This is a genomic window from Halomonas sp. IOP_6 (assembly GCF_021151565.1).
Lineage (GTDB): Bacteria > Pseudomonadota > Gammaproteobacteria > Pseudomonadales > Halomonadaceae > Vreelandella > Vreelandella alkaliphila.
Map to the genome: position 1 here is coordinate 230,413 of NZ_JAIRBO010000001.1, position 24,303 is coordinate 254,715.

20 protein-coding genes are annotated in these 24,303 nt (G+C 51.7%); 14 read left to right on the forward strand and 6 right to left on the reverse strand.

The window, feature by feature from the left end; all coding sequences use genetic code 11:
- Positions 1-42: 42 nt before the first annotated feature.
- Positions 43-1,101, reverse strand: a complete 1,059-nt coding sequence (locus tag K7H08_RS01145) for a tRNA-queuosine alpha-mannosyltransferase domain-containing protein (RefSeq protein WP_198349671.1) — start codon at positions 1,099-1,101, stop codon at positions 43-45.
- 153 nt (positions 1,102-1,254) lie between these two features.
- Here K7H08_RS01145 and K7H08_RS01150 point away from each other — a divergent pair, with 153 nt between their 5' ends.
- Genes K7H08_RS01150 through K7H08_RS01165 form a run of 4 tightly spaced genes read left to right on the forward strand, consistent with a single transcriptional unit; the run spans position 1,255 to position 6,657 of the window.
- Positions 1,255-1,629 carry a response regulator transcription factor gene (locus K7H08_RS01150; protein WP_038484719.1) on the forward strand — a complete coding sequence of 125 codons (375 nt, stop codon included), beginning with the start codon at positions 1,255-1,257 and terminating at the stop codon, positions 1,627-1,629.
- A complete protein-coding gene (locus K7H08_RS01155; protein WP_231656984.1) occupies positions 1,626-3,686 on the forward strand; it encodes a 3'-5' exonuclease in 2,061 nt (686 codons plus the stop codon). Before K7H08_RS01150 ends, K7H08_RS01155 begins: the two co-directional genes overlap by 4 nt.
- Complete coding sequence (locus K7H08_RS01160; protein WP_038484725.1) at positions 3,683-3,886, forward strand: hypothetical protein; 204 nt, start codon at positions 3,683-3,685, stop codon at positions 3,884-3,886. The genes K7H08_RS01155 and K7H08_RS01160 overlap by 4 nt, the downstream gene beginning before the upstream one ends.
- Before the next feature lie 2 nt (positions 3,887-3,888).
- Positions 3,889-6,657 (forward strand): ATP-binding protein, encoded by a 2,769-nt coding sequence (locus K7H08_RS01165; RefSeq protein WP_231656985.1) that lies wholly within the window; start codon positions 3,889-3,891, stop codon positions 6,655-6,657.
- A 3-nt stretch (positions 6,658-6,660) separates the two neighbouring features.
- On the opposite strand, the gene K7H08_RS01170 is transcribed toward K7H08_RS01165, so the two are convergent.
- The 3 genes from K7H08_RS01170 to K7H08_RS01180 are packed head-to-tail and all read right to left on the reverse strand — an operon-like array spanning position 6,661 to position 9,419.
- Positions 6,661-7,788, reverse strand: a complete 1,128-nt coding sequence (locus K7H08_RS01170) for a DUF294 nucleotidyltransferase-like domain-containing protein (protein WP_120386897.1) — start codon at positions 7,786-7,788, stop codon at positions 6,661-6,663.
- Between the two features lie 30 nt (positions 7,789-7,818).
- A complete protein-coding gene (locus K7H08_RS01175; protein ID WP_038484734.1) occupies positions 7,819-8,145 on the reverse strand; it encodes an HlyU family transcriptional regulator in 327 nt (108 codons plus the stop codon).
- Positions 8,146-8,198: 53 nt separating this feature from the next.
- The gene (locus K7H08_RS01180) at positions 8,199-9,419 is read right to left on the reverse strand and encodes an argininosuccinate synthase (RefSeq protein ID WP_038484737.1); all 1,221 of its coding nucleotides are present in this window, start codon (positions 9,417-9,419) and stop codon (positions 8,199-8,201) included.
- Positions 9,420-9,628: 209 nt separating this feature from the next.
- Between K7H08_RS01180 and rnt the strand changes: the two genes are divergently transcribed.
- Together rnt and K7H08_RS01190 are read left to right on the forward strand one after the other, a co-directional pair.
- Complete coding sequence (gene rnt / locus K7H08_RS01185) at positions 9,629-10,297, forward strand: ribonuclease T (protein WP_038484741.1); 669 nt, start codon at positions 9,629-9,631, stop codon at positions 10,295-10,297.
- 199 nt (positions 10,298-10,496) lie between these two features.
- Entirely contained in the window at positions 10,497-11,756 is a 1,260-nt protein-coding gene (locus K7H08_RS01190) for a 6-phosphofructokinase (protein ID WP_038484744.1), read from the forward strand.
- A 91-nt stretch (positions 11,757-11,847) separates the two neighbouring features.
- On the opposite strand, the gene K7H08_RS01195 is transcribed toward K7H08_RS01190, so the two are convergent.
- The gene (locus K7H08_RS01195) at positions 11,848-13,563 is read right to left on the reverse strand and encodes a bifunctional protein-serine/threonine kinase/phosphatase (RefSeq protein WP_038484747.1); all 1,716 of its coding nucleotides are present in this window, start codon (positions 13,561-13,563) and stop codon (positions 11,848-11,850) included.
- A gap of 257 nt (positions 13,564-13,820) precedes the next feature.
- Here K7H08_RS01195 and ppa point away from each other — a divergent pair, with 257 nt between their 5' ends.
- The 8 genes from ppa to purH all read left to right on the forward strand — a co-directional run bounded on the left by ppa (position 13,821) and on the right by purH (position 22,724).
- Positions 13,821-14,351: an inorganic diphosphatase gene (gene ppa / locus K7H08_RS01200; RefSeq protein ID WP_009724723.1), complete on the forward strand. Its 531-nt coding sequence runs from the start codon at positions 13,821-13,823 to the stop codon at positions 14,349-14,351.
- Between the two features lie 217 nt (positions 14,352-14,568).
- Positions 14,569-16,449, forward strand: coding sequence for a protein-disulfide reductase DsbD (gene dsbD / locus K7H08_RS01205; RefSeq protein WP_231656986.1), 1,881 nt, complete (start codon positions 14,569-14,571; stop codon positions 16,447-16,449).
- Positions 16,450-16,745: 296 nt separating this feature from the next.
- The gene (accB, locus tag K7H08_RS01210) at positions 16,746-17,210 is read left to right on the forward strand and encodes an acetyl-CoA carboxylase biotin carboxyl carrier protein (protein ID WP_038484753.1); all 465 of its coding nucleotides are present in this window, start codon (positions 16,746-16,748) and stop codon (positions 17,208-17,210) included.
- A gap of 30 nt (positions 17,211-17,240) precedes the next feature.
- Positions 17,241-18,581 (forward strand): acetyl-CoA carboxylase biotin carboxylase subunit, encoded by a 1,341-nt coding sequence (gene accC / locus K7H08_RS01215; protein ID WP_038484756.1) that lies wholly within the window; start codon positions 17,241-17,243, stop codon positions 18,579-18,581.
- 130 nt (positions 18,582-18,711) lie between these two features.
- On the forward strand, positions 18,712-19,623 hold the full coding sequence (gene prmA, locus K7H08_RS01220; RefSeq protein WP_231656987.1) for a 50S ribosomal protein L11 methyltransferase: 912 nt from the start codon (positions 18,712-18,714) through the stop codon (positions 19,621-19,623).
- 99 nt (positions 19,624-19,722) lie between these two features.
- Complete coding sequence (gene dusB, locus K7H08_RS01225) at positions 19,723-20,763, forward strand: tRNA dihydrouridine synthase DusB (RefSeq protein ID WP_231656988.1); 1,041 nt, start codon at positions 19,723-19,725, stop codon at positions 20,761-20,763.
- Positions 20,760-21,083 (forward strand): DNA-binding transcriptional regulator Fis, encoded by a 324-nt coding sequence (gene fis / locus K7H08_RS01230; protein WP_231656989.1) that lies wholly within the window; start codon positions 20,760-20,762, stop codon positions 21,081-21,083. The genes dusB and fis overlap by 4 nt, the downstream gene beginning before the upstream one ends.
- 60 nt (positions 21,084-21,143) lie before the next feature.
- The gene (gene purH, locus K7H08_RS01235) at positions 21,144-22,724 is read left to right on the forward strand and encodes a bifunctional phosphoribosylaminoimidazolecarboxamide formyltransferase/IMP cyclohydrolase (RefSeq protein ID WP_231656990.1); all 1,581 of its coding nucleotides are present in this window, start codon (positions 21,144-21,146) and stop codon (positions 22,722-22,724) included.
- Positions 22,725-22,838: 114 nt separating this feature from the next.
- Here the strand turns inward: purH and K7H08_RS01240 are convergent, their stop codons facing one another.
- Complete coding sequence (locus K7H08_RS01240; RefSeq protein WP_038484769.1) at positions 22,839-24,296, reverse strand: NAD-dependent succinate-semialdehyde dehydrogenase; 1,458 nt, start codon at positions 24,294-24,296, stop codon at positions 22,839-22,841.
- Positions 24,297-24,303 lie beyond the last annotated feature (7 nt).

A 24,303-nucleotide genomic window follows, 5' to 3' on the forward strand; every position in this document is an offset into this window, starting at 1 on the left:
GTTAACGTGAGCAAAGCAGGACCTCGACCAACAATTCAGTGATCAGTGCCCCATCAAAAGCGCACGGTAAGCGCGACGCCATTCGGGCCACTGCCACTGCTGGGTATTCAACAGTGCTGGTTGGCTAGCGGGATCGGTTAACCAAGCGTGCAGTCGTTGGTAAAGCCCCTCTTGCGTGCCATCAAAGCGATAGTCATTAGGGTAGAGTTCGGGGAAACACAGCCTGTCGGGTACTAGCGGAATCGCGCCGCGCTGGGCAGCTTCCATAATGGCTAACCCCTGGAACTCGTGCCAAGTAGTAGAGACCACAATACCACCACCCGCTAGCAACGCTCGGTACTCTGCTTCTGGCTGCGGCCCCCAGCAAATCGTGTGCGCCGCCAAGCGTTCTTCTGCCTCTTCAAAAATAGCGGGTACATCACGAAATCGCTGCCCAAGCACCGCCAGCTCAAAAGGAACCTGCTGCTCACTCAGCTTGAACAGCACCGCAAAGAAATCCTCGGGGTTTTTATCGTACTCCCAACGATGATTCCAAATAATCCGCCGTGGGTGTGCGTTAGTTGGGGAGGCTTTACCTGACGGCATTATTGGCACAGGCAACACTTTTGACTGTTGGCGTAAACGCTCTAACGGTTTAGCTGCTGGCAGGTTTTCAGGCATCTTTTTTAACCACCGCCGCGCGCCGTCAAAAAAAGAATCACGGTTGTAGGCGGTATTAAACACCAACGTATCCGCCGCCAACGCCGCGTATAAATTGACCATTTTGGCCTCCACCTGGGAGATTTGATCACTAGACTCTGGGTAAGCAAACTGGTTTTCATGAAAGTAAACAATCTTTCTGGCACGCCCTAAATGAGGGAATAAGCCAACGAGCGTGGCAATATCGACCATCGAAGTGGCTAACACAACCTCATAGGGTTCACTCAGTGTCTCATACTCTTTTAACCACCAACTCAATGGGTTACCGCGGATTCGCCACGAAAAGTGGCGTGGCGGCAAGCTCAGCAACGTCCAAGAGACATCATTTACTTCAGCCATCAGACTTTGTGCCCAATAGCGGTGACTAACAGCCTCATAAGCAGACAATAATAAAACGCGCATAAACACCTTAATAAAAGCCCATTAAGCGAAGTAAAAAGCAGCCACTTGATGAGAGACGTTACGAGCATTCGGCCAAGGTCGTCTTGGCCTAACCTGTCGCGCTACATACACTCTAATCAAACACCTAACAACGACCCCTTTAGGGAGGGCATCATGGCCAAAGTACTCGTGGTCGACGACGAGCCCAATATTGTACTGTCTCTGGAATTTTTAATGGAGCAGGCAGGCTTTCAAGTTGTCACCGCCTACGACGGAGAAGCCGCACTCGAACGTATCAACGATTCCGCCCCCGACCTGCTGCTGCTTGATATCAGCCTGCCCGGAATCAGCGGTTTTGATGTACTAGAGCATCTTCGCCGTTCAGAAGCGACGGCCCAACTGCCGGTCATTATGCTGACCGCCCATGGGCGAGATATCGAACGTGAGAAAGGCTTAGCGCTAGGGGCTGATGACTACATCACCAAACCGTTTTCGACCCAGTCGCTAATTGAAAAAGTTAAATCACTGCTCAATGGTAACCCGCAATGACCCGTGACGGGCTCCCTAAACGTCAGCGACTCATTGGCCTATGGCTGCTGCTAAGTGGTATCAGCTTGCTGGGGGGCGCTATTTTTGCTGCGTGGCTGGATGCTCAGCTTTCGCCTACTGGCCCTACCCGTGTAGCGCTCTGGTTGGGCAGTTTTTCCGGCGGCGCAACGATATTTTTAGTTGGCCTGCTACTAGAACGCATGCTGTTCACCCCTCTACGCCATTTACAGGTTCAGCTAGCCAGATTAGTGGCAAACCCAGATGCTCGTGATGAACACCCACCAGAAGGCTGGCTAAAAGGGCTTGGCCCTGACCTACGAAGGGTGCGTGAGAGCTGGCGCATTGACCGCAATCAATTAGCCACGGCTCATGCCGATGGCGCACGCAGCGCCGCAAAAATACGCCGCGAATTAGAAACGCTGCTACAAGTACTCGAAACCCCTTTATTGCTATGTGACCACCACCGCCGTTTGATGCTATTCAATCAGGCCGCGGAAGATTTCTTTGTCGATAATACGGCGTTGGGCTTGGGTAAACGCTTAGAAGCGCTACTACCCGTTGCCAGCCTACAACAAGCTCTCAGCCAACTACCAGCGGATGGTTCGCCCCGTGAACTGCTTGCCCCTTGTGATAACCGCTGGTTAAAGGTTGTGCTACGTCGAGTTCCTGGCAGTGATGGAGAAACACTACTAACGTTTAGCGATGCAACCGCGTCCTGGTCAAATGAAATGGGTGTTAGAGCAGAACTCGCCACCAAGCTACCCCTACTACGCCAACATACGGCAAGCCTGACCAGTGCAGCGGATGCACTGATACAACTGCGCCATAACGGCGCAGAGAACCCAGCATTACGTCAGCGGTTCGAGCAGGTAATCCAAGAGGAAGGAGCGACCCTGGGTGATAATGTTGGCCAAATCGGGCAGCTATTGGATGATTTGCAACATCAAGGTGAGCGTTTGACTCCCATGTGGTCGAATGACTTCTGGCAAGCCCTGGATGAACGCTTAGATCCAGCGCATCGACTCATCACCCCCGTCGGCATGCCTGCCTGGTTTAAAGGCGACGCACCGGCACTGATTGTGCTGTTTGATTCCTTAGTCAAGCATCTTAACTCTCACCTGCCGGTTAGCCATTTTGAAGGTGAGATATGCCTTGGCAACAAGCGGGTTTATTTGGACTTAATTTGGCAAGGCAGCCCCTTACCAGAGCATGAGCTAGCGAAATGGCGTCGCCAGCCTCTGCCATCGCTGCCGCTTAATCCGCTGGTGTCAGACGTACTGCGCCAGCATGCGAGCGATATTTGGAGCCTTGCTGACGATGATGCTATTCATGCGCGCCTGCGCCTGCCGCTACCAGCCATGGAGCGCGTTGGGGCGCCTCGAGAAACCGCACCTCCGCGACCAGAGTTCCATGATTTCGGCATTGCTGACCTGCCGCCACCCGATGAGGAATTGGCTAACCGCACGTTACGCAGTTTAGAGGTGGTTGCATTTGATACTGAGACCACCGGCCTTGAGCTTCGCCGAGGGGATACGGTGATTAGCCTAGGGGCTTGTCGGGTGGTCAATGCGCGGCTGTTGGCCAGCGAGGTCTTTGATCAAAAAGTCGATCCGAAACGTCCAATCCCCCCTACCAGTACAGCGATACACGGATTGACAGATGCTGATGTGGCCGGCGCACCGCCCCTTGATATTGTCCTAACGCGCTTTCGAGATTACATCGGTGAAGCGGTTTTATTAGCGCATAATGCCGCGTTTGATATGCTCGCCATTACTAACAAAGGGGTTATCTTTGATTTGCCTGTCATCGATACCTTATTAATCTCAAGAGCATTAGACGAAGCGTTAGATGGGCATGATTTAGATACCTTGGCACAACGATACGATCTTACGTTCCCACCAGGCACTCGCCACACGGCGCTTGGTGACGCCCGTGTAACCGCTGAATTATGGCTAGCGTTGTTACCCCGGCTTGAAGCACGTGGCGTGGACACGTTAGAGCAGCTGTTGGCGCTGCAGGCCAACGCGTTTGATCGTCAAGATGCTAGCGCCTCATGAAACATCCAGGCTCACGGCAAATCGAGCGTTTAATAGCCTTATTCGCCCTAGCAATACTGCTCTTCAGCCCCCCGCTGATTATCATGGTTGACCGGCTCAGCTCTTTGAGCATGAGCTGGTTACCGCTTTATCTCTTTATTGCTTGGGGCGCGGTAATTGGCCTCACCGCCTGGTTAATGGAACAACGTTCGGGACGCTGATCATGCGTACAGATGCAGTGATTCTAGGAACGGCATTTGGCTATTTGGCGCTTCTATTTGTCGTCGCCGCGTGGGGGGATCGTCGTGCCGAGCAGGGCCGATCATTAATTGGCTCGCCCACGGTATATGCGCTATCGATTGCCGTTTACTGCACTGCCTGGACGTTCTATGGCAGCGTGGGACGCGCAGCAGACCATGGCCCCAGCTTCCTGCTTATCTATCTTGGTCCAACCCTGGCGATGCTTCTCGCCCCTGTAGTCATTCGCAAAATGGTACGCATCGCATCCCGCCAGCGCATCACTTCTATTGCTGATTTCATTAGTGCTCGTTATGGCAAAAGCACCAGCTTAGGCGCACTCGTTGCATTAATGGCCCTTATTTGTATAACGCCCTACATTGCCCTGCAGTTAAAAGCAATCACCGTTAGCCATGCAATACTTGTGAACTACCCCAATACAGCGGATGCCACCCTGGTTGATGAGCGTTTCTGGCTGGACAAATCGCTTTGGGTCGCCTTAGTGCTTGCGGTATTTATTATACTTTTCGGCACCCGCCATCTCGATGCCAGTGAACGACATGAGGGAATGGTTGCTGCTATTGCCTTGGAATCACTGGTGAAGCTAATTGCGTTTATGGCCGTCGGTATTTTTGTGGTGTTTGTGTTGTATGAAGGCCCCAGCGCGCTATTCGCCAGCGTCGCCACGATGCCAGAAGTCGCGGAAAAAATGGGATTGGAAAGCGTACCAGGCGGTGCCACTGGCTGGGCCGGAATGCTAATACTGGCTTTTCTGGCTTTTTTAACCCTGCCTCGTCAGTTCCAGGTGCTGGTTGTCGAAAACGTCGATGAACAGCATTTAGCCAGGGCGAGCTGGTTATTTCCGCTTTATATGTTGCTAATCAACCTGTTTGTTATTCCTATCGCCTTTGCTGGTCTTCTGTTAGGAGCTGGCGCGGGCGATTCCGATAGTTTTGTGCTGACACTACCCCTTTCTGCAGGGCTTGAAGGATTACCCTTACTCGTATTTATAGGCGGTCTTTCAGCAGCTACTGGCATGGTGATTGTTGAAACGATTGCACTTTCTACCATGGTGAGTAACCAGCTCATTATGCCCTTACTGCTAAGAACACAACGCCTTCACCTGAGCACGTCCGGCGAGTTGGCAGGTTGGCTGTTGGGCATTCGCCGAATTGCCATCGTTTTGATACTGCTGCTTGGCTATCTATATCACGCGCTGATTGGTGACTCCTACAGCCTTGTCACTATCGGGCTTGTCTCCTTTGCGGGGGTGGCACAATTTGCCCCAGCCCTGTTAATTGGCCTCTACTGGCGCGGCGCGACTCGCCAAGGAGCCACCGCTGGCTTAATCGCAGGCTTTTTAGTCTGGTGCTATACGTTACTGCTGCCAGGTTTTGCCCAATCCGGTTGGTTAGATGCAACGTTTCTAACTCAGGGGCCATGGGGCATTTCATGGCTGATGCCTTACCGCTTATTTGGCCTGGAAGATTGGGATATTTATTCCCACGCACTGCTGTGGAGTATGCTGGCAAATGTTGGCTTACTGATTGGCGTGTCACTTTTTAGCCGCCCTACGCCACTTGAGCAAACCCAAGCCGCCCTTTTCACTGGCGCCTTACACCCTAACTTGCAAACGACCTCTTTATGGAGAGGACAGACGACTCAAGGCGCCTTAAAAGAATTACTTATTCGCTACCTTGGCAACCAAGTCACCCATCGGGTGTTTAACCAAAGCATTAATAAAAGCGACTACCGCTCAGACGAACCGGCAACGGCCGATCTAATTACCCGTTCAGAGCAGGCGCTAGCAGGCTCTCTTGGCAGTGCATCAGCGCGCGTACTAATCAATTCAGTGGTACGCGGAGAAGCACTGGATCTTGAGTCGATTTTGAGTATTTTAGACACCACGTCACAAACCCTGGAGTACAACCGTCGACTAGAGCAAAAATCACAAGAATTAGTCGCCGTAAGTGACGAGCTACGCAGTGCCAATGAACAGCTGCGCGAGCTTGACCGCCTGAAGGACGAATTTGTCGCGATGGTAAGTCATGAGCTTCGAACCCCGCTAACCTCGATACGCGCGTTTGCCGAAATATTACGCGATAGTGATCAATTACCCGATGAAAAACGCCAACATTTTCTGGGCGTTATTGTCCATGAGAGCCAGCGTCTTTCGCGTTTAATCGAGGAAATTCTTGACCTTGCGCGCTTAGAGAGCGGTCGCTTGACGCTTCATCCTGTCACCCTCGACCTAGCAGCCCTAGCGAGGCAGAGCATCGATGCAGTTGCCCGCTTACATGAAGATCGAGGTATTACCCTCGATATCAGTTTAGCGGCTGACCCCGCCATGGTGGTCGGTGACCAAGACCGCTTGGAGCAAGTCATTATTAACCTGCTCGATAACGCCAGTAAATTTGCTGACCGCCAGCAGCCTCAAGTGCGGCTGGCACTTTATCGGCACCGTAATCATTTTCGTTTAAGCGTTGAAGATAACGGCCCAGGTATCAGCGCTGACGAGCGTGAGCGCGTATTTGAGAAATTTCATCAAATACAGCAAAGCGGTGAGACACCACGCGGGCGCCCCAAAGGTAGCGGCCTTGGCTTACCTATCAGTCGAGGCATTATTGCTCACCTTGGTGGAAGGCTTTGGGTGGAAGACGCTAAAACGCTAGGTGGCGCATGCTTAACCCTAGAGCTGCCAGCAGCCCCTAAGGAGTCAACTCTAAGTAACTCTTCGCAGCTTACAGGGGAATAGCCGTTATAAGCGCTTTACTTGGTTAACAAACGCTTTGATTTGCTGTAAATCAAATTTCAGCAGTAACCGCTGATCATCACGAAGACGTCGCAGGTCCACCCAGCCGTCAGCTGTCTGCCCGTGATACTTATTGTGGCGCTGCTGCTCTAGCAGCAAGTGCTGCATACGGTTAAAAGCGGCTATCAGTAAGTCCGATTGCTCCTTCGTCAACGCACGTGTGAAATGGGCAAGTGCCGTTAGCCGTTCACGTGTTCCTATCTCACTTCGCTGGTATCGCACACAGAGTAATCGGGCAGCGCTTATTAGAGGCATCAATCCTTGTCGCTTAAGATCGATTGCTTGGTCATAGGGAGCAGCTAGCCCAGGATGTGAAGCAATGCGACCAAACCGGTCAAGCGCCACCGGCAACTCATCTAACAACGCCGCCATTTCATCCATGAACAAAGGCGCGCTTGAGAGAGTTGAACGCACCCGTTGGCCTAACGTTTGTGCGAGCTCAGGATTCCCTGCCACAGGATAAAAATCGAGCCATATATTGGTTTGCTGCACCCGCTTAACCTGACGATCCGCACTCCAAATTGCAAATTGCTGCTGCCATTCGCTCAAGCGCTTGCGCCACATTGGCCAACGCGCCATGACATGGCCACGGCAAAGCGGAATGCCCGCTTCATCTAAGCGTTGTGTAAAACGTTCGCCTAGCGCCTGAAAGTAGCCATCAATTTCAACGTGTCGAGCGTCAGGATAGTCGTCAATAATCAGCGCATTGTCCTGGTCAGGCCCAAGCAAGCTTTCAAAGCGTGCCGCCGAGCCGAGCGTAACAACGCAGTAATCCACCGGCGGCTTACCCCACCCTTGTGCCTGCATTTCATCTAGCGCTGCTGCTATCGATTGGCGATAAAGCCAAGCGATGTGGTCGCTAATGAGTTCGCTAATACGCCAAGCAGGCAAGTCATAACGCAGCAATGTCTCAACAAAAGAGAGCTGTGCGGCATAGGCGTCAGATAAGGATGGATTAAAAAGAGAGGTATGCGCGTAAAAATCGCGAAGTGGAGCACTTAGCGCCGAGATATCCAATGAGCCATGATGACATACCAAGGAGCGCCAAGGGGAAGCACGGTACACCATGTGCATACTCCGCTCCTCAACTAAACGAAAAGCTTGCTAGGTGTCACTAGCATTACGAGGATCAGCCGTAAACATCTCCTCACCCACTTCATCAATAAAGCGCTGCGCTTTAGCGACCATCATCGCATCGCAAGCATCACGACCTGGCAGCATGTCAGAGCGTTCAAAGCGGTGCTCATGAGTAACGCCCTCGCCATCTAACTTACGGATCCAACCACTAACCCGAAATTGTCCGCTTTGGTTATCAGGCTGAGACACAATTAAGTACTCTTTATATTCAACTGGCTCGGCCGCTTTGGTGCCTCCTTCCGAGGCGCCAGCCCCCGCGCCACCCAACAGGCCAGAAAATAGTTTTTTAAACATTCGGACTCCTTCGCAATAAAAGCGGCCAGACTGCGTCTGGCCGCTTAGCATGCTTAGCTCTGTTGACGACCTTTACCGGCAGCAATCCGTAGACGCAATGCATTCAGCTTAATAAAGCCTTCTGCGTCTTTTTGATCGTACGCGCCCGCATCATCTTCAAACGTTGCAATCGACTCATCAAACAACGACTGCTCGGACTTACGCCCTACAACCGTTGCATTGCCTTTATAGAGCTTCATGCGAACAACGCCCGCAACGTTTTTCTGTGTTTCGTCGATCGCCGCTTGTAGCATACGACGCTCTGGACTCCACCAATAACCGTTGTAGATCACTTCAGCGTATTTAGGCATTAGTTGATCTTTCAAGTGCGCTTCTTCACGGTCAAGCGTCAGCGACTCAATGGCGCGGTGAGCACGGAGCATGATCGTGCCCCCCGGTGTTTCATAGCAACCACGGGACTTCATACCAACATAACGGTTTTCAACGATATCCAGGCGGCCAATACCATTATCGCCACCTAGTTTATTAAGCTTTTCAAGCACTTCATGAGGCTTAAGCGCTTCACCATCAATAGCGACGATATCGCCATTCTCAAACGTCAGCTCTACATAAGTCGGCTGCTCAGGCGCGGCTTCAGGAGAAACACTCCAACGCCACATGTCCTCTTCTGCTTCGGCCCATGGGTCTTCCAAAATGCCGCCTTCATAAGAAATGTGCAGCAGGTTGGCATCCATGGAGTACGGTGATTTTTTCTTTTTATTAGAAAAATCAACGGGAATATTGTGCTCTTCGCAGTAAGCCATCAACTTCTCACGCGAAGTGAGATCCCACTCGCGCCAGGGCGCAATAACCTTCACGCCAGGTTTGAGTGCGTAGCCACCCAGTTCAAAACGAACCTGATCGTTACCTTTACCCGTTGCACCGTGAGAAATGGCATCAGCGCCCGTCTCATTAGCAATTTCAATTAAGCGCTTAGCAATCAACGGACGAGCAATAGAAGTGCCGAGGAGATACTCGCCTTCATAGATGGTGTTCGCTCGGAACATTGGGAATACATAATCGCGAACAAATTCCTCGCGAAGATCTTCGATATAGATCTCTTTAACACCCAGTGCTTGAGCCTTAGCGCGTGCGGGCTCGACTTCTTCACCTTGACCGATGTCGGCTGTAAAGGTCACTACCTCGCAGTTGTAGGTCTCTTGCAACCACTTAACGATAACGGATGTGTCCAGGCCGCCTGAATACGCCAGCACAACCTTTTTGACATCGGACATTCTTTGCTCCTTGTTCATGAAAAGTAGTTCACCCAACGACACCGCGCTGAGCGCAGTGCAATAACATAAACTACGAGTATAGCGCTCTCAATGCTCAGCGAATACCGTCAACGACGCCTAAGGGGTAAAGCTGCTAGAATCATAGCCAACAAAGGGGTTGCTTTAACCGCTTATTTTAACTACTTACTCGCTTTACTAAGGAGAGCTGCATGAGCGAGGCATTTGCCCGCGAATTGATGGCCCAACGTTTTCGCAGTTATCTGCCGGTTGTCATTGATTTAGAAACGGGTGGGTTTAACGCCCAAAGTGACGCAGTACTCGAAATTGCTGCCGTGACGCTTACCATGGACCCTGACGGTAATTTATTACCCGACGCCACTTACGCGTATCACATTCATCCGTTTGAAGGCGCGAACGTTGAGCAATCTGCGCTTGATTTCACAGGCATTAATCTAGATGACCCACTGCGTCGCCAAGTGGCGCTAAGCGAATCTGAAGCGCTAGGTGAAATTTTTCGCCCCATCCGCAAATCAATCAAGGCACATGGGTGCTCACGGGCAATACTGGTTGGTCATAATGCTGCCTTTGATCATGGCTTCCTAAATGCGGCGGCGAACCGCTGCAGCGTAAAACGGAATCCGTTTCACCCTTTTTCCAGCTTTGACACAGCAACCCTGGCAGGCTTTGTATACGGCCAAACAGTGCTTGCTCGTGCGTGCCGCGCGGCAGGTATCGAGTTTGATAACAAGTCCGCCCACTCGGCCCGCTACGATACCGAACGCACAGCAGAGCTCTTTTGTGCGATGGTCAACCGCTATAAAGACTTAGGCGGATGGCGGCTGGCTCAGCAGGAACAAGAACTGGATGACAGCGAGTAATGAGCCCCAAGATGCACCCACTGAGGCTTTGCGCTAAACTTCGCCGCTGCAAACCCCGCGTTTGCACAATTTTATATAGAAGCGTGCTCTAGCATTACACGCGTCTAAACGCACAACGATTAACACAGGCAAAGGATAATTATTGTCCTTTGCTTGACTACTGTTTTAACCATCCGTTTTCAGGAGATGAGACGTTTCCATGGCCCAGCATAATGCCTTTTACGCCCAGTCCGGTGGCGTTACCGCCGTCATCAATGCCAGCGCCTGTGGCGTTATCGAAGCTTGCAGACAAGCGCCCGACCAGATTGGCAAGGTATATGCCGGTCATAACGGCATTATCGGTGCCTTAACGGAAGACCTCATCGATGTGACTCAAGAGAGCGATGAATCGATTGCTGCCTTGCGCCACACGCCTGGCGGTGCATTTGGTTCCTGCCGCTATAAGCTGAAAGACATTGACACTCACCGTGCTCAATATGAACGCTTAATCGAAGTCTTCAAAGCCCACGATATTCGCTACTTCTTCTACAATGGCGGCGGTGACAGCGCAGACACCTGCCTCAAAGTGTCCCAACTGTCTGAAAAACTCGGCTACCCGCTAACTGCGATTCATGTACCGAAAACTGTTGATAACGATCTGCCTATTACCGACAACAGCCCCGGGTTTGGTAGCGTTGCCAAATATATCGCCACCTCTACGCTTGAAGCCTCATTGGATATTGCGTCTATGTGCGCCACATCCACTAAAGTATTCGTCCTTGAAGTGATGGGCCGTCATGCTGGCTGGATTGCAGCTGCAGGTGGTTTAGCGGGTGAAGGCGAAGGCGAGCCGCCTCACCTGATTATCTTTCCTGAAGTATCGTTTGACCGTAAAGCGGTCATGGCGCGCGTTGAAGAGTGCGTTCAGAAGTACGGTTATTGCGTCATCGTTGTTTCTGAAGGCGCACGCTATGAAGATGGCACTTTCCTTGCCGATGCCGGCAATACGGATGCCTTTGGGCACCGCCAATTAGGCGGCGTAGCGCCGACACTTGCAGGGATGGTGAAGCAAGACCTTGGTTACAAATACCACTGGGCAGTTGCTGATTATTTACAGCGCGCGGCGCGCCATTTGGCCTCTAAAACCGACGTTGAACAAGCCTATGCAGTGGGCCGCGAGGCGGTAACATTAGCACTTGCAGGCAAAAATGCCATGATGCCCGCCATACGCCGTATTTCACAGGAACCCTATCAGTGGGATGTCATCTCGGCGCCGCTGTCACAAGTGGCTAACCAAGAAAAATTCATGCCACGGGATTTCATTAGCGAAAACGGTTTTGCGATTACACCCGCTTGCCGAGCGTATCTCTCTCCGCTCATTCAGGGCGAGGATTTCCCTCCGTTTGAAAACGGCCTGCCTAAAGTAGCTAAGCTAAAGCTCGCAAAAGTGGAACAGAAACTGCCTAAATTCACGCTGTAAATAGTTAGCGTGTTGTAAAAACGGGGCGATGAAATGATTCATCGCCCCGTTTTTTATGGTTAGCGTTTATTAAGTGAGCAACGTTAAGCTTTTAGCGCAATAACCAAGAAAGCACCAATAAGAGCAGCAGAATACCCGCCACCCCCTGCCAAAAACGCCGTGACTCTTGGCGAGGCTCCTCACGACTGGGCACGCGCCCTAACGGGACTCTTAAGGCATGAAGAAATTCGGAGAGCCGCCTAAAACGTAGTGCACGCTGAGGATCTAGAGCACGACGTAACGCGTCATCAAGCTCAGTCGATATTTCTGGATTGGTTGTTCGGGCACTACGGTAGCTGAGTTCTTCAAGATCGGTATGGCTGCGCAGTCGATTAGGCGTCAACGTATAAGGCAATGCCCCTGTAAGCAACCAATAGACCGTTGATGCCAATGAATACTGGTCACTGCGCCGACCTACGCTATCACCCAGTGCGTACTCAGGGGCCGTGTGTTCATTAAAACCAATTTGGCGAAGTAGCTCGCCCGAGTGGCGATGGCCATCCACCTCGCGCATGTGGCAGGCACTGAAATCTGCCAACACGAGTTTGCCGTGGGGGTCGATCAGTACATTATCAGGGGTAATTTGCTGATGAATGATATCGCGATGATGCAACGCTTGAACCGCTTTACCCAGTTGATTGGCGATATCCAGACGCTGCACCAAACTCGCTTGTGGGTGCCTTTCTGCCCACTGGCGGAGCGTTTCACCTTCAACGTGCTGCATTAAGTAATAAAGGTAACGGCGTGGTCGTGACGACTGCATTACTTTGACTACAAAGGGTGAATTTACACGCTCTACCACCCATTGCTGCAGTAAAAAATGTTCCAGATAAGCGTTACGCAAAGAGAGTTCTGGGCTGGGTGCTTTCATCACCATTTCACGCTCTGAATGCACATCACGGACGCGATAAACTCTTGATTGCGCATTACGTGACAGCACCGACAGCACCTCAAGCCCATCAAACCGCTCTCCTGGCGTCAGTTCAGGGGGAATAGGCAGGTCACCATAAATAAGCCCTGGGTGATCTTCAGACTCTTCCGGTAGCTCATCAATACGCAGCAGTTGGAAGCAAAATTGATCACCTCCATACCCCCTATCTTGGGCACGCTGCTTTGCTTCGCTCGCGAGGCACTCACAGGCTGCGTCTAGATCACTGGCATTTTGGCGGATCAGGCGAACGTAATCAGATGGCATTAAGGTGCCACGGACGCCCTGAGTAGTAAAAACAAAAAAATCGCCCTGCTTAAGCGGTAGATGGGTATAGTCGATATCGACGCTTCCATCCATCCCCAAAGCACGTGAGGGGTAACGATAGCCGCCAATATCGGTCACATGGTCGCGGGTTAGCTGCTCGAACTCAGCGCCTCGCAATCGAAAAACTAACGTATCCCCCATATGAAATAGGTGCGCTTCACGCTCGCGAAAGACCATCGCGGATAGCGAAGATACGAAACTTCCTTCTTTAACATGCTTGCTTTGGCTGTAGCACCAACCATTGAGAGCACGAAGCACCCGGGTTGCCGACGTTTTCGTGTCCCAGTGGTCAGGCGTAGAGTAATAGTCAGCCAAAAAACCACGAACACTTAAATCACCTGCCTGTTTAGCCAAGGTGTTACGAGAAATCGAGTCACTAATAACTGCGCACCCCCCTTTTACTTTCAACAGCTGCGCATCAGGCAACCGCACCGACATGGAGCTACGGTGTAGACGCCTATCAGGGGCCACAAAGGCTTGGCCATAACTAATTAGTAACTGGGCGTGCGCCAACTCATCCTCCTAGGCTTTAGGCTCTTCATGGGAACCACACAGTGGTTATGATACACGCTGATCAAGGGAAGCGATGCCCGCCAAACGTCGTGATGGCGAAAAACGACGCTTATTTTTGGATTCATCGTCATTGTTAGCGGCACACACCTATGTCGCATTGGTAATCCACTAGCCAACTTCGTATAATTCTCCGCCATTAATGCAATGCATCAACTGCTTAGCCTTCGCACTAAATAAGCCAAGCCAAGGAATAAACGATGAACTTCGATAACATCCCCGCTGGAAAGGATCTGCCCAACGATATTTACGTGGCGATCGAAATTCCCGCTAATCACGCGCCGATTAAGTATGAAATCGACAAAGATATGGGTGCCCTTCTGGTTGACCGCTTCATGGCAACCCCCATGTTCTATCCGGCTAACTACGGCTTTATCCCCCACACCCTGGCCGATGATGGCGACCCGCTGGATGCTTTGGTAGTTACCCCCCACCCCGTGGCTCCGGGCAGCATTATTCGCGCTCGCCCTGTTGGCATTTTGAATATGACCGACGAAGCAGGCGAAGATGCAAAATTGGTATGCGTCCCGCATCCCAAACTGAGCACTCTGTATGATGATGTTCAAGAAGTGACTGATCTTCCTGAACTGCTACGTCAGCAAATCGCTCACTTTTTCGAGAACTATAAAGACCTCGAAAAAGGTAAGTGGGTGAAAGTAGAGTCTTGGGAAGGTGTTGAAGCGGCACGCAAAGCGATTGAAAAATCAGTCGCGGCTTACCAAAAAGCTTAATCTATCGGGTTGAGCAATAAAGTCAGACCGCACTTCCTCTTAAAGGCTGCCCATGTGGCAGCCTTTTCTATTATCTGTCGTTTAATTCCGAGGCCTGAGATTCAACATTAACGCAGCATGAAGAAGCGCGTCACGTCACCGCAGCATCTACGCTGACATCACAAGGTAGGATATGCTATTTCAAAATCTCCCTGATCCGTCTGCGTAAGGATACTTCGTGTTGCCTTTTAAGCGTTTAAGTCTGTTACTGTTACTCTGCTGGCTTCCCCTGCTAGCCCATGCTCAGTGGTTTTCCTCTTCCAGTAATCAAAGCGATTTTTTACCTGTTCTAGAAGCCTTTCAGCCTACTGCTTGGCATGATGGCAGCGCCATTTATATTGGTATCGATATTGCGGACGACTATTATTTATACCGCCATCAATTTAGCGTTAGCAGCAAAACGGACGCTGTATCCCTTGATGAACCGCTACTTCCGCAAGGAACATTCACAACTGATGAATTCATGGGCGATGTGTATGTTTTTCGTGACAAATTAGTCTTTGAAACGCCATTTTCCCCCTCCTATAGTGGCCCGATCGATATTGAACTGACGTTCCAAGGTTGTGCCGACGCAGGTCTTTGCTATCCGCCAGAAACTATATCGCTCGAAGCCTTAGAGTCATCTCCTCCCACGGCCTTTGCTGACTGGGACGCTGCAGATCATGCACTGTCAGGCGATGAAGGCAGCGATGACCAGCAAATTAGTCAAACCGCGGGCACCAATAGCAGCACTGAATTTTCAGCTCCACAAAGCGAAGACAGCCGCTTTAGCGCATTGCTCGGCAGCGCCAGCCTCCCTCTTGCCTTGGGGTTATTTTTTATCGCTGGACTGGGCCTTACTTTCACGCCCTGCGTCCTACCGATGGTGCCTATTTTGTCTTCAATTATCGTAGGACAAAAACCAACTCGACCCCGAGCATTTGTACTCTCAGCCAGCTATGTTTTGGGCATGGCGTCCACCTACGCGTTAGTCGGTGTGTTGATGGGTCTGTTTGGCGCGGGCTTAAATCTTCAGGCCCACCTGCAATCAGCGCCGGTGCTGATTACCTTTGCTGTTCTATTTACGCTATTTGCCTTAGCTATGTTCGGGGCGTTTGATTTAAGGGTTTCGCCGCGACTGGCCTCAAAAATTGACGGCTGGCAAGCACGTGCACAGCAAAGCGGCCCTGCAGGCCTAGCCCTGGCAGGCGCACTATCGGTATTAGTGGTTTCACCCTGTGTAACAGCCCCACTTGCCGGTGCGTTGGTGTTTATTTCCTCGACCGGAAACGCTGCCATGGGCGGAGCTGTTTTATTTGCACTAGGCCTAGGCATGGGTGTGCCACTGCTATTAGTGGGCACCTTTGGGGCAACGATGCTACCCCGCTCAGGCGCTTGGATGAACGGCGTTAAAATTGCTTTCGGATTGCTGTTACTGGGCGTTGCCATTTGGATGGTTGAGCGATTAGTACCGCCTTCGATAGCGCTTTTGCTCTGGGCAGCGCTGGCCATAGGTAGCGCACTCATGCTGGGCGCCTTAAATATGAATCAGTCACAAGGCTGGCCTAAAGCACGACAAACATTAGGACTGATGTTACTGGCATGGGGCATTGCTCTTGTCATTGGCGCTGCCCAGGGCGGCAGCAACCCATTGCGCCCCTTAACGGTATCCAGCTCCTCAACGGACAGCGGCACGCCGCAAGCAACGCTTGCTTTTCAGCAAGTTGATGAACTGAGCGCACTTGAAACCGCACTCTCTGAAGCCGCGAGCGCCCAACAGCCTGCCTTTGTTAATTTCACTGCTGACTGGTGTATCTCCTGCAAGCTAATGGAGCGCGATGTTTTTCCAGACCCCAATGTGGTCGCTGCATTTAACGATTTCCGCCTGATTGAGGTCGATGTCACCAATACGGATGCGCAAAGTCGGGAACTGCTAAACCGATTTAACTTATTCGGCCCACCAAGCCTGCTTTTTTTTAGCCAGGGCGAAGAAGTACGAGATGCGCGCATTCAAGGCGAAATAACGGCTACCCAACTGGTACACCACCTGGAAGCGTTACGGCGCTGGCAACAAGGCTGAGCTTAAGCCTGTGACCACCTAGTGTCGCGAACGTCGTCAAACGGTTGTTTAAATAACCAGCAACGAGCTTATGTCGGCCTTCACTAGACATGCCCGTACTTTTTCGGCAAACTTCGCAGCCATATCAGCTAAAATCTTCATGTTTTAGGACTTAGCACCGGGTAACGTTCAACATCGTGCAGCGTTCTCTTCATTTTCAAACAAGGTTTACTGCGCTGTAACGGCGCTCAATGCAGTTGGCGATACAATACTCAACTGCATTGCGATTAACTTTCATCACTTTTGGGGCAACAGGTATGGATATTCGTAAAGTTAAAAAACTGATTGAACTCCTCGAAGAATCAAACATTAGCGAAATCGAAATTCAGGAAGGCGAAGAGTCCGTCCGCATCAGCCGCCATCCGAATGGTGCAACATGGCAGCCTCAGCCGATGCCACAGTACGCTCAAATGCCGCCTATGCAGCAGGCACCAGCTCAACCCAGCGCTCCGGCTGCTGATGCAGAGCCCCAAGGCGTAAGCTATCAAGGTGAAGCGGTTAATTCACCCATGGTAGGCACGTTCTACCGTAGCCCAGCACCGGGCGCCAAATCGTTTGTGGAAGTTGGCGATACGGTTAAGCAAGGCGATACGGTATGTATCGTTGAAGCAATGAAAATGATGAATCAAATTGAAGCCGATCGCGACGGCGTCGTCGAGGCCATCCTAGTGGAAGACGGAGAGCCGGTGGAATTCGATCAACCTATGATCGTCATCGCTTAATCTTTCACAACAACACGGGTGGATTCTCCCATGCTGGACAAGGTACTTATCGCAAACCGCGGCGAGATTGCCCTTCGTATTCTCCGGGCCTGTAAAGAGCTAGGGATTAAAACCGTTGCGGTTCACTCCAAAGCCGACCGTGAATTGATGCATGTTCGCTTGGCCGACGAAGCGGTATGCATCGGCCCCGCCTCCTCAGCGCAGTCGTACTTGAATATTCCTGCATTAATAAGCGCTGCTGAAGTGACAGATTCAAGCGCCATTCATCCTGGCTACGGCTTTCTCTCGGAAAACGCTAATTTTGCTGAGCAGGTTGAGCGCTCTGGCTTTACCTTTATTGGCCCGCGCGCGGAAACTATCCGCCTGATGGGTGATAAAGTTAGTGCCATTGAAGCAATGAAGATTGCTGGCGTTCCTACCGTACCTGGCTCAGACGGCCCGTTAGGTGACGATGAAGCCACCAACCTAGCCACTGCACGCCGCATTGGCTATCCGGTAATTATCAAAGCTGCTGCAGGTGGTGGTGGCCGCGGCATGCGGGTGGTGCACACTGAAGGCCATCTGCTTTCAGCTATTACTGTCACTCGCACTGAGGCGCACTCAGCGTTTGGCGATGGCACGGTTTACATGGAAAAATTCCTTGAGAAACCCCGCCACGTTGAGGTCCAGGTGCTGGCTGACGGCCAAGGCAATGCTATCCACCTTTATGATCGCGACTGTTCTCTACAGCGTCGTCACCAAAAGGTTCTGGAAGAAGCGCCGGCCCCTGGAATCGACCCGGAAGCGCGTGCAAAGGTGCTAGAAGCATGCCGCCAAGCGTGCCTCGAAATTAACTATCGTGGCGCGGGCACCTTTGAGTTTCTATACGAAGACGGTGATTTCTTCTTTATTGAAATGAATACCCGTGTACAGGTAGAGCACCCTGTCACCGAGATGGTCACAGGCGTAGATATCGTTAAGGAACAGTTGCGCATTGCCTCCGGCCTGCCACTTTCGATTCGCCAAGAAGACGTAAAGATCAATGGCCATGCTTTTGAGTGCAGGATCAATGCGGAAGACTCGCGTACGTTTATGCCCTCTCCGGGCAAAGTCACCCTGTTCCATGCTCCGGGCGGCCTTGGCGTGCGTATGGACTCTCATCTGTACACTGGCTACACCGTACCGCCTCATTATGACTCACTGATCGGCAAGCTAATCACCTGGGGGGCTGATCGCGAGATTGCCCTGACGCGTATGCGCAACGCCCTAGATGAGCTGCTAGTCGAGGGGATCAAGACCAATATTGATCTGCAAAAAGATTTGGTGAGAGATAGTTATTTCCGCCAAGGTGGCGTCAACATTCACTATCTTGAAAAGAAACTCAGTAGCTAATACCAGAAATTAATATCTGCAAAGGCGCTGAGCTGAATAGATAGCTGATAATACTCAACGGGGTGGCCATAGCCACCCCGTTATTGTTTTTTACCTTTGCGTGAATGCACGCACGCAGTGGAGATTACTGATGCCCTGGCTCCAACTCAAAGCCCACGTTGCTCCAGAACAAGCCGAACTACTAGAAGATCTACTGTTAGAGGAAGGCGCGACGGCCATTGGCCTTCAAGATGCCCACGATGATCCTGTTTTCGAACCAGAGCGAGGTACTACCCCGCTTTGGCAAGATACAATTCTCACTGGCCTATATGACGACTTAGACGGCATTGAAGCCATGCTTGAGCGCATTCAAGCCGCTTGGTCTGAGCAAGTCCCCGGCGAACCCTGTCCAGACATTGCGTATGAACTATTAGCCGATAGAGACTGGGAAAGAGAGTGGATGGATGACTTTACGCCGTTGCGAATGGGCCAACGGCTATGGATTGTGCCAAGCTGGCATGAGCCCCCAGAAGCCAATGCCGTCAATCTCATTCTTGACCCAGGCCTTGCCTTTGGCACTGGCACCCATCCCACGACAGCGCTTTGCCTGGAGTGGCTGGATAGCCTTGCGGTTAGCGGCGGACTGGAAGATAAAACCGTCCTAGATGTGGGCTGCGGCTCAGGCATTCTTGCCATTGCCGCGCTAAAGTTAGGGGCAACCCACGCCGATGCTACTGATATAGATCCACAGGCACTTCAGGCAAGCCGTGACAACGCAGCGCGCAATCAGATTAGCGACGCACAATTGTCCCTTTACTATCCTGAACAGCTGATCGACGGCCACTACCCAGTTGTCACCGCCAATATTTTAGCTGGGCCATTAGTTGAATTAGCCCCAATGATTGCAGGCCATGTCGCACCCGGCGGACAAATAGCATTGTCTGGCATTTTAGCGAACCAAGCGAATGAGGTCTTGCAAGCCTACGAAGCCCAGGGCTTGATAATGGAAGAGCCCACAATTCGCGAAGGGTGGGTTCGTCTATCAGGCTACCGCGCCGTTTAATCTAGCCAACGGCCTTCACCCCATCGCCGAGTAGGCGTATCATACGCCCCCTTGAAACGCCTACTCGGCGATTTTTATCTGTATCTACAGCGCAGCACAATGACCACACAAAACTTTCAGCCACCAATGATAGGGCCTCACCAGCTACCCAACCAAGTCATCTTGGCACCGATGGCTGGCGTTACCGATCGCCCATTTCGCCAACTTTGTAGGCGTTTAGGTGCTGGATGGGTGGTCGGCGAAATGGTGACAGCCGACCCCTCTCTTTGGCATACCCGAAAGTCCAAGCTACGCATGGATCACCAAGGCGAGCCCGACCCACGGGTTGTACAAATTGCCGGGGGTGACGCTGAAATGCTTGCCAATGCTGCGCGCCTTAACGCCGAACTAGGCGCCCAGGTGATTGATATCAACATGGGATGCCCGGCTAAAAAGGTCTGCAATAAGGCTGCTGGTTCGGCCCTAATGCGTGATGAAGCCCTAATAGCCGAAATTCTGGACGCCGTTGTAAAAGCCGTTGATATTCCAGTTACCTTAAAAATTCGCACAGGCTGGTCTGCTGAAGCTAACAATGGCCTACGCATTGCTAAACTCGCGGAATCTGCAGGCATCCAAGCCTTAGCAGTACATGGACGTCATCGAGAGCAGCGCTATACTGGATGGGCTGAGTACGACACTATCGCTGACATAAAATCGCACCTGACGATACCGGTTATCGCCAATGGGGATATTACCAGCCCTCAAAAGGCCAAAGAGGTCTTGTCATATACAGGTGCCGATGCAGTAATGATTGGCCGCGGGGCGCAAGGCAACCCATGGATATTCGAGCAGATTACCCATTATCTTGCCCATGGAGAACTGCTAACACCCCCAACTCTTGATGAGCGCCGCAACGTTCTCAATGAGCACTTACAAGCTCTGCACACGTTTTATGGCGATACAATGGGTGTTCGCATAGCGCGAAAACACCTAGGTTGGTACTTGAACGAAGACCCTCGCTTCAACGACAAACAGTATTATCTGCTGAAGCAGCAATTTAATGCGCTTGCCACCCCAGCATCGCAATTTAATTGGATTAATGATGCCATGACGCAAGACGCTGCAGAGCGTCTGCTAGCTAAAGGAAGCCATGCTGCATGACTGAACGCGACCTGCTTTCGAACGAGCTCTCTCACCGTCTCTCAGGCACTCTGGCGGACCCCGCCGCGAGCGCACCGCCCCAACCACTTAGAGAAGCGGTTGAGACAGCGATACGCCGTTACTTCGAGCATCTCGATGGCAGCCAGGCAACTGATCTCTACGCGATGGTGATGGCCGAAGTAGAAGCGCCGCTACTTAGCTGCGTAATGGAACATACTGAAGGCAACCAAACCCGAGCCGCGGATGTATTGGGTTTAAACCGTGGCACATTGCGCAAAAAACTTAAGCTCTATGGATTGATTGAAGGTGACGCCCCATAAGGGGCGTTGTCGTTTGTAATTTTCGATGTTAACTCCTTGACTCTGCACACGAGCACTCTAATGGCTGATAGTACTGCTACCCCCGTCCGTCGCGCCCTTTTGAGCGTATCCGATAAAACCGGCATTGTTGAATTCGCCCGCGGTTTAAGCCAACACGGCGTAGAACTTCTTTCAACTGGCGGAACCTTCCGACTGCTTCAGGAAAATTCTGTTCCTGTTAAAGAAGTCTCTGAGCACACTGGTTTTCCTGAAATCATGGATGGCCGTGTAAAAACACTGCACCCCAAAATCCATGGTGGAATTCTGGCGCGCCGCGGTCAGGATGATGCGGTGATGGCAGAGAACGACATCACCCCCATCGACATGGTGGTCGTTAATCTTTATCCATTTGCTGCCACTGTCGCCAACCCAGACTGCACACTGGAAGACGCCATCGAAAATATCGATATCGGCGGGCCGACCATGGTGCGCGCTTGCGCAAAAAATCACGCCTTTACCACCATCGTGGTAAAGGCCGATGACTATGCTCGGGTATTGGGAGAGCTGGCTGCGCAAGACGGCCAAGTGAGCGCCGCTACCCGCTTTGATCTAGCCGTGAAAGCATTTGAACACACCGCCGGTTATGATGGCGCCATTGCCAATTACCTTGGCCGTAAAGTGACTAGCGAAAACGCAACGTTTGCTCGCACTTTCAACCTGCAATTGGACAAAAAGCAGGACATGCGATACGGCGAAAACCCGCATCAGCAAGCTGCTTTTTACGTGGATCCCCAAGCAAGCGAACCGAGCGTCGCCACTGCAAAAACTCTGCAAGGTAAGCCACTCTCCTTCAATAACGTGGCCGACACAGATGCAGCATTTGAATGCGTTAAAGCGTTTGATGAAACTGCTTGTGTCATCGTCAAACATGCCAACCCTTGCGGTGTAGCTATTGGCGCTACTGCACTTGAAGCATATGACAAAGCCTTCGCTACCGATCCGACCAGCGCTTTTGGTGGCATTATTGCGTTTAACGTGGCGCTAGATGCCGAAACCGCTCGGGCAATTATTGATCGCCAGTTTGTTGAAGTTATTATCGCACCCGGCGTGAGTGATGAGGCAGTTGCTATCGTGGCAGAGAAGCAGAATGTACGCCTGCTTGATGTTAGTGCCCACTGGCCTGGCGAAACACAGCCTGCGTTTGACTTTAAACGTGTTAACGGCGGACTGTTGGTACAAGAGCGCGACCAGGGCATGGTAACCCGCGAAGAGCTGACCGTGGTTAGTGAACGTGTTCCAACAGAACAAGAACTTCGCGACCTGGGTTTTGCTTGGCGAGTCGCTAAATTCGTTAAATCGAATGCGATTGTATACGCCAAAGAGGGTCAAACAGTGGGTGTTGGCGCAGGCCAAATGAGCCGCGTTTACTCAGCGAAAATTGCGGGCATTAAAGCGGCAGATGAAGGTCTTTCAGTACCAGGCTCGGTAATGGCGTCAGATGCATTCTTCCCCTTCCGCGATGGTATTGATGCCGCCGCAGCCGCAGGCATTACCGCCGTTATTCAGCCCGGCGGTTCCATGCGTGACCAGGAAGTCATTGATGCCGCTAACGAAGCAGGTATTGCCATGGTATTTACTGGCATGCGCCACTTCCGTCATTAATCGCCTCGTCTTGCCATAAAAACAGGCCCCCAGCGGATTTTTCCGATGGGGGCCTGCTTGCTGATAGTGCTGTTTATTTATAGCACTATTTATTTGTAGCACTTGCGCCTGCGCTTAACCTAGATCAATACACAGATATTTTGTCTCAAGGTACTCTTCCAAACCTTGATGCCCACCTTCACGCCCAAGACCGGACGCTTTTACGCCACCAAAAGGAGCGGCTGCATTAGAAATGAGGCCGGTGTTAATTCCCACCATGCCATACTCAAGTGCATCGGCGACGCGCCAAACGCGACCCAGATCTTGTGAGTAGAAATAGGAGGCTAAACCATACTCAGTGTCGTTAGCCATCTCGATAGCAGTTTCCTCTTCATCGAAGGGAAAAACTGCCGCCAGAGGGCCAAAGGTTTCTTCGTGGGCCACCTTCATCTTATCTGTTGCAAAGCTAATCAGCGTCGGAGTAAAGAAGTTTCCACCGAGTGGATGCGGATGGCCACCTAGCAGCAGCTCAGCCCCATTGTCGACCGCATCTTGCACATGCTCACTGACCTTTTTGACCGCCTCACCATCGATCAAAGGACCAATATTAATATTGGGCTCGGTGCCATTACCTACGTAAAGCTCACTATTCATAGCAACCGCCAACTTCTCACAGAAGGCGTTAATAACGCTGGACTGCACCAAAAACCGGTTAGTGCATACGCATGTTTGGCCAGCATTACGAAACTTCGCAGCCATGGCACCTTCTACAGCGGCATCAAGGTCTGCATCTTCAAAAACGATAAAGGGCGCGTTGCCACCCAGCTCAAGGGATATTTTCTGCACGTGCTCAGCCGCCTGAGCCATAAGCTTGCGACCAACTTCCGTAGAGCCCGTAAAGGTAATTTTGCGCACTTTGGGTGATTGAGTAAGTGCACTGGCGATATCTGCAGCACTGCCAGGCACTACATTAAACACGCCACGGGGAATGCCTGCTCTTTCTGCCAACATGGCGAGAGCCGTTGCAGAAAATGGCGTTTGGCTTGCAGGCTTAACGACAATCGTACAGCCCGCTGCTAACGCGGCGCCTGCTTTACGCGTGATCATAGCAGCCGGAAAATTCCAGGGGGTAATAGCCCCCACAACACCGACAGGCTGTTTTGTCACCACAATACGCTGGTTCGATTTAGCGGCGGGAATAGTCTCGCCATAAACACGGCGCGCTTCTTCTGCAAACCAACGTAAAAAACTAGCGGCATAGACAATCTCGCCCTCTGCCTCTTTTACTGGCTTGCCTTGCTCGTAGGTCATGAGCAAAGCGAGATCATGTTTATGCTCCAGCATGAGATCATGCCACTTCAGCAGCAGATCAGCTCGTTCTTGAGCTGTCAACGCACGCCAGGCGGGTAAGGCAGCATCCGCCGCATCGATAGCGCGCTCAGTCTCAACTTTGCCCAGTCGTGGCATATCACCAACGGGCTCGCCCGTCGCAGGGTTTAAGACATTAATTTGCTCACCGCTGTCGGCGGCTACCCAGCTACCATCGATATAGGCAAACGGGCAATACAGCTGTGTTTCTTTCAGCGCTTCCATGACAGAC

Bases quoted from the DNA above. Each gene is read 5' to 3' on its own strand.
- fis (WP_231656989.1), top strand. From the start codon at position 20,760: ATGACTGAACGCGACCTGCTTTCGAACGAGCTCTCTCACCGTCTCTCA.
- K7H08_RS01160 (WP_038484725.1), top strand. From the start codon at position 3,683: ATGAAACATCCAGGCTCACGGCAAATCGAGCGTTTAATAGCCTTATTC.
- K7H08_RS01180 (WP_038484737.1), bottom strand. From the start codon at position 9,419: ATGTCCGATGTCAAAAAGGTTGTGCTGGCGTATTCAGGCGGCCTGGAC.
- K7H08_RS01170 (WP_120386897.1), bottom strand. From the start codon at position 7,788: ATGCACATGGTGTACCGTGCTTCCCCTTGGCGCTCCTTGGTATGTCAT.
- K7H08_RS01150 (WP_038484719.1), top strand. From the start codon at position 1,255: ATGGCCAAAGTACTCGTGGTCGACGACGAGCCCAATATTGTACTGTCT.
- K7H08_RS01165 (WP_231656985.1), top strand. From the start codon at position 3,889: ATGCGTACAGATGCAGTGATTCTAGGAACGGCATTTGGCTATTTGGCG.
- K7H08_RS01155 (WP_231656984.1), top strand. From the start codon at position 1,626: ATGACCCGTGACGGGCTCCCTAAACGTCAGCGACTCATTGGCCTATGG.
- accB (WP_038484753.1), top strand. From the start codon at position 16,746: ATGGATATTCGTAAAGTTAAAAAACTGATTGAACTCCTCGAAGAATCA.
- prmA (WP_231656987.1), top strand. From the start codon at position 18,712: ATGCCCTGGCTCCAACTCAAAGCCCACGTTGCTCCAGAACAAGCCGAA.
- K7H08_RS01175 (WP_038484734.1), bottom strand. From the start codon at position 8,145: ATGTTTAAAAAACTATTTTCTGGCCTGTTGGGTGGCGCGGGGGCTGGC.
- ppa (WP_009724723.1), top strand. From the start codon at position 13,821: ATGAACTTCGATAACATCCCCGCTGGAAAGGATCTGCCCAACGATATT.
- rnt (WP_038484741.1), top strand. From the start codon at position 9,629: ATGAGCGAGGCATTTGCCCGCGAATTGATGGCCCAACGTTTTCGCAGT.
- K7H08_RS01240 (WP_038484769.1), bottom strand. From the start codon at position 24,296: ATGGAAGCGCTGAAAGAAACACAGCTGTATTGCCCGTTTGCCTATATC.
- accC (WP_038484756.1), top strand. From the start codon at position 17,241: ATGCTGGACAAGGTACTTATCGCAAACCGCGGCGAGATTGCCCTTCGT.
- K7H08_RS01190 (WP_038484744.1), top strand. From the start codon at position 10,497: ATGGCCCAGCATAATGCCTTTTACGCCCAGTCCGGTGGCGTTACCGCC.
- purH (WP_231656990.1), top strand. From the start codon at position 21,144: ATGGCTGATAGTACTGCTACCCCCGTCCGTCGCGCCCTTTTGAGCGTA.
- K7H08_RS01145 (WP_198349671.1), bottom strand. From the start codon at position 1,101: ATGCGCGTTTTATTATTGTCTGCTTATGAGGCTGTTAGTCACCGCTAT.
- dusB (WP_231656988.1), top strand. From the start codon at position 19,723: ATGACCACACAAAACTTTCAGCCACCAATGATAGGGCCTCACCAGCTA.